This window comes from Pseudomonas sp. OV226 (assembly GCF_003148705.1).
Taxonomy (GTDB): Bacteria; Pseudomonadota; Gammaproteobacteria; order Pseudomonadales; family Pseudomonadaceae; genus Aquipseudomonas.
The window spans coordinates 1-5,508 of sequence record NZ_QGGS01000046.1; the positions used below are offsets into that span (position 1 = coordinate 1).

The window sequence follows — 5,508 nt, forward strand, 5'->3', positions numbered from 1 at the left end:
CTGTAGAATTCGCCTCCCGCTACCGAGTGATCGGAAGCGCAAGTGGTTGAAGTTGTTAAAGATTTCCAAGCGAAACTTTGAAAACTTCTGAAAATAACCACTTGACAGCAACAGAGGCTGCTGTAGAATGCGCGCCTCGGTTGAGACGAAAGATCTTAACCAACCGCTCTTTAACAACTGAATCAAGCAATTCGTGTGGGTGCTTGTGGAGTCAGACTGATAGTCAACAAGATTATCAGCATCACAAGTTACTCCGCGAGAAATCAAAGATGTAACCAACGATTGCTGAGCCAAGTTTAGGGTTTCTTAAAAACCCAAAGATGTTTGAACTGAAGAGTTTGATCATGGCTCAGATTGAACGCTGGCGGCAGGCCTAACACATGCAAGTCGAGCGGTAGAGAGAAGCTTGCTTCTCTTGAGAGCGGCGGACGGGTGAGTAATGCCTAGGAATCTGCCTGGTAGTGGGGGATAACGTTCGGAAACGGACGCTAATACCGCATACGTCCTACGGGAGAAAGCAGGGGACCTTCGGGCCTTGCGCTATCAGATGAGCCTAGGTCGGATTAGCTAGTTGGTGAGGTAATGGCTCACCAAGGCGACGATCCGTAACTGGTCTGAGAGGATGATCAGTCACACTGGAACTGAGACACGGTCCAGACTCCTACGGGAGGCAGCAGTGGGGAATATTGGACAATGGGCGAAAGCCTGATCCAGCCATGCCGCGTGTGTGAAGAAGGTCTTCGGATTGTAAAGCACTTTAAGTTGGGAGGAAGGGTTGTAACCTAATACGTTGCAATTTTGACGTTACCGACAGAATAAGCACCGGCTAACTCTGTGCCAGCAGCCGCGGTAATACAGAGGGTGCAAGCGTTAATCGGAATTACTGGGCGTAAAGCGCGCGTAGGTGGTTCGTTAAGTTGGATGTGAAATCCCCGGGCTCAACCTGGGAACTGCATTCAAAACTGTCGAGCTAGAGTATGGTAGAGGGTGGTGGAATTTCCTGTGTAGCGGTGAAATGCGTAGATATAGGAAGGAACACCAGTGGCGAAGGCGACCACCTGGACTGATACTGACACTGAGGTGCGAAAGCGTGGGGAGCAAACAGGATTAGATACCCTGGTAGTCCACGCCGTAAACGATGTCAACTAGCCGTTGGGAGCCTTGAGCTCTTAGTGGCGCAGCTAACGCATTAAGTTGACCGCCTGGGGAGTACGGCCGCAAGGTTAAAACTCAAATGAATTGACGGGGGCCCGCACAAGCGGTGGAGCATGTGGTTTAATTCGAAGCAACGCGAAGAACCTTACCAGGCCTTGACATCCAATGAACTTTCCAGAGATGGATCGGTGCCTTCGGGAACATTGAGACAGGTGCTGCATGGCTGTCGTCAGCTCGTGTCGTGAGATGTTGGGTTAAGTCCCGTAACGAGCGCAACCCTTGTCCTTAGTTACCAGCACGTAATGGTGGGCACTCTAAGGAGACTGCCGGTGACAAACCGGAGGAAGGTGGGGATGACGTCAAGTCATCATGGCCCTTACGGCCTGGGCTACACACGTGCTACAATGGTCGGTACAGAGGGTTGCCAAGCCGCGAGGTGGAGCTAATCCCATAAAACCGATCGTAGTCCGGATCGCAGTCTGCAACTCGACTGCGTGAAGTCGGAATCGCTAGTAATCGCGAATCAGAATGTCGCGGTGAATACGTTCCCGGGCCTTGTACACACCGCCCGTCACACCATGGGAGTGGGTTGCACCAGAAGTAGCTAGTCTAACCTTCGGGAGGACGGTTACCACGGTGTGATTCATGACTGGGGTGAAGTCGTAACAAGGTAGCCGTAGGGGAACCTGCGGCTGGATCACCTCCTTAATCGACGACATCAGCTGCTCCATAAGTTCCCACACGAATTGCTTGATTCATTGAAGAAGACGAAAGAAGCAGCCCGAAATTGGGTCTGTAGCTCAGTTGGTTAGAGCGCACCCCTGATAAGGGTGAGGTCGGCAGTTCGAATCTGCCCAGACCCACCAATTTTGTGTGGGAAACGCCTGTAGAAATACGGGGCCATAGCTCAGCTGGGAGAGCGCCTGCCTTGCACGCAGGAGGTCAACGGTTCGATCCCGTTTGGCTCCACCACTACTGCTTCTGAAGTTTGAAAGCTTAGAAATGAGCATTCCATCGAGAGATGGTGAATGTTGATTTCTAGTCTTTGACTAGTTCGTTCTTTAAAAATTTGGGTATGTGATAGAAAGATAGACTGAACGTTACTTTCACTGGTAACGGATCAGGCTAAGGTAAAATTTGTGAGTTGCTCTTAATTGAGTATTATCGAATTTTCGGCGAATGTCGTCTTCACAGTATAACCAGATTGCTTGGGGTTATATGGTCAAGTGAAGAAGCGCATACGGTGGATGCCTTGGCAGTCAGAGGCGATGAAAGACGTGGTAGCCTGCGAAAAGCTTCGGGGAGTCGGCAAACAGACTTTGATCCGGAGATGTCTGAATGGGGGAACCCAGCCATCATAAGATGGTTATCTTGTACTGAATACATAGGTGCAAGAGGCGAACCAGGGGAACTGAAACATCTAAGTACCCTGAGGAAAAGAAATCAACCGAGATTCCCTTAGTAGTGGCGAGCGAACGGGGACTAGCCCTTAAGTGGCTTTGAGATTAGCGGAACGCTCTGGAAAGTGCGGCCATAGTGGGTGATAGCCCTGTACGCGAAAATCTCTTGGTCATGAAATCGAGTAGGACGGAGCACGAGAAACTTTGTCTGAATATGGGGGGACCATCCTCCAAGGCTAAATACTACTGACTGACCGATAGTGAACTAGTACCGTGAGGGAAAGGCGAAAAGAACCCCGGAGAGGGGAGTGAAATAGATCCTGAAACCGTATGCGTACAAGCAGTGGGAGCCCACTTTGTTGGGTGACTGCGTACCTTTTGTATAATGGGTCAGCGACTTATTTTCAGTGGCGAGCTTAACCGAATAGGGGAGGCGTAGCGAAAGCGAGTCTTAATAGGGCGTCTAGTCGCTGGGAATAGACCCGAAACCGGGCGATCTATCCATGGGCAGGTTGAAGGTTGGGTAACACTAACTGGAGGACCGAACCGACTACCGTTGAAAAGTTAGCGGATGACCTGTGGATCGGAGTGAAAGGCTAATCAAGCTCGGAGATAGCTGGTTCTCCTCGAAAGCTATTTAGGTAGCGCCTCATGTATCACTGTAGGGGGTAGAGCACTGTTTCGGCTAGGGGGTCATCCCGACTTACCAAACCGATGCAAACTCCGAATACCTACAAGTGCCGAGCATGGGAGACACACGGCGGGTGCTAACGTCCGTCGTGAAAAGGGAAACAACCCAGACCGTCAGCTAAGGTCCCAAAGTTATGGTTAAGTGGGAAACGATGTGGGAAGGCTTAGACAGCTAGGAGGTTGGCTTAGAAGCAGCCACCCTTTAAAGAAAGCGTAATAGCTCACTAGTCGAGTCGGCCTGCGCGGAAGATGTAACGGGGCTCAAACCATACACCGAAGCTACGGGTATCACTTAGGTGATGCGGTAGAGGAGCGTTCTGTAAGCCTGTGAAGGTGAGTTGAGAAGCTTGCTGGAGGTATCAGAAGTGCGAATGCTGACATGAGTAACGACAATGGGTGTGAAAAACACCCACGCCGAAAGACCAAGGTTTCCTGCGCAACGTTAATCGACGCAGGGTTAGTCGGTCCCTAAGGCGAGGCTGAAAAGCGTAGTCGATGGAAAACAGGTTAATATTCCTGTACTTCTGGTTATTGCGATGGAGGGACGGAGAAGGCTAGGCCAGCTTGGCGTTGGTTGTCCAAGTTTAAGGTGGTAGGCTGGAATCTTAGGTAAATCCGGGATTCTAAGGCCGAGAGCTGATGACGAGTGTACTTTTAGTACACGAAGTGGTTGATGCCATGCTTCCAAGAAAAGCTTCTAAGCTTCAGGTAACCAGGAACCGTACCCCAAACCGACACAGGTGGTTGGGTAGAGAATACCAAGGCGCTTGAGAGAACTCGGGTGAAGGAACTAGGCAAAATGGCACCGTAACTTCGGGAGAAGGTGCGCCGGTGAGGGTGAAGCATTTACTGCGTAAGCCCATGCCGGTCGAAGATACCAGGCCGCTGCGACTGTTTATTAAAAACACAGCACTCTGCAAACACGAAAGTGGACGTATAGGGTGTGACGCCTGCCCGGTGCCGGAAGGTTAATTGATGGGGTTAGCTAACGCGAAGCTCTTGATCGAAGCCCCGGTAAACGGCGGCCGTAACTATAACGGTCCTAAGGTAGCGAAATTCCTTGTCGGGTAAGTTCCGACCTGCACGAATGGCGTAACGATGGCGGCGCTGTCTCCACCCGAGACTCAGTGAAATTGAAATCGCTGTGAAGATGCAGTGTATCCGCGGCTAGACGGAAAGACCCCGTGAACCTTTACTATAGCTTTGCACTGGACTTTGAATTTGCTTGTGTAGGATAGGTGGGAGGCTTTGAAGCGTGGACGCCAGTTCGCGTGGAGCCAACCTTGAAATACCACCCTGGCAACTTTGAGGTTCTAACTCAGGTCCGTTATCCGGATCGAGGACAGTGTATGGTGGGTAGTTTGACTGGGGCGGTCTCCTCCTAAAGAGTAACGGAGGAGTACGAAGGTGCGCTCAGACCGGTCGGAAATCGGTCGTAGAGTATAAAGGCAAAAGCGCGCTTGACTGCGAGACAGACACGTCGAGCAGGTACGAAAGTAGGTCTTAGTGATCCGGTGGTTCTGTATGGAAGGGCCATCGCTCAACGGATAAAAGGTACTCCGGGGATAACAGGCTGATACCGCCCAAGAGTTCATATCGACGGCGGTGTTTGGCACCTCGATGTCGGCTCATCACATCCTGGGGCTGAAGCCGGTCCCAAGGGTATGGCTGTTCGCCATTTAAAGTGGTACGCGAGCTGGGTTTAGAACGTCGTGAGACAGTTCGGTCCCTATCTGCCGTGGACGTTTGAGATTTGAGAGGGGCTGCTCCTAGTACGAGAGGACCGGAGTGGACGAACCTCTGGTGTTCCGGTTGTCACGCCAGTGGCATTGCCGGGTAGCTATGTTCGGAATAGATAACCGCTGAAAGCATCTAAGCGGGAAACTAGCCTCAAGATGAGATCTCACTGGGACCTTGAGTCCCCTGAAGGGCCGTCGAAGACTACGACGTTGATAGGTTGGGTGTGTAAGCGCTGTGAGGCGTTGAGCTAACCAATACTAATTGCCCGTGAGGCTTGACCATATAACACCCAAGCAATTTGACTACTCGAGAGAGCATCAGATTGCGGTGTGTGAAGACGATACATTGTCGAAAATTCGAAACACACAAATCTATTACATACCCATTCGCTGGAGCGTGATCTTGCAAGAGAGCACGACCTGGCTACCGAATTTCTTGACGACCATAGAGCATTGGAACCACCTGATCCCATCCCGAACTCAGCAGTGAAACGATGCATCGCCGATGGTAGTGTGGGGTTTCC

Annotated in this window: 2 tRNA genes and 3 rRNA genes; all 5 read left to right on the plus strand. The window is 51.2% G+C overall.

The window, feature by feature from the left end:
- The first annotated feature begins 326 nt into the window (after positions 1–326).
- A 16S ribosomal RNA gene (locus C7534_RS32105) occupies positions 327–1,863 on the plus strand.
- A gap of 81 nt (positions 1,864–1,944) precedes the next feature.
- Positions 1,945–2,021: transfer RNA gene (locus C7534_RS32110), tRNA-Ile, on the plus strand.
- A 30-nt stretch (positions 2,022–2,051) separates the two neighbouring features.
- Positions 2,052–2,127, plus strand: a tRNA-Ala gene (locus C7534_RS32115).
- Positions 2,128–2,375: 248 nt separating this feature from the next.
- Positions 2,376–5,267 (plus strand): 23S ribosomal RNA (locus C7534_RS32120).
- Positions 5,268–5,419: 152 nt separating this feature from the next.
- A 5S ribosomal RNA gene (gene rrf / locus C7534_RS32125) occupies positions 5,420–5,508 on the plus strand; the annotation flags it as partial.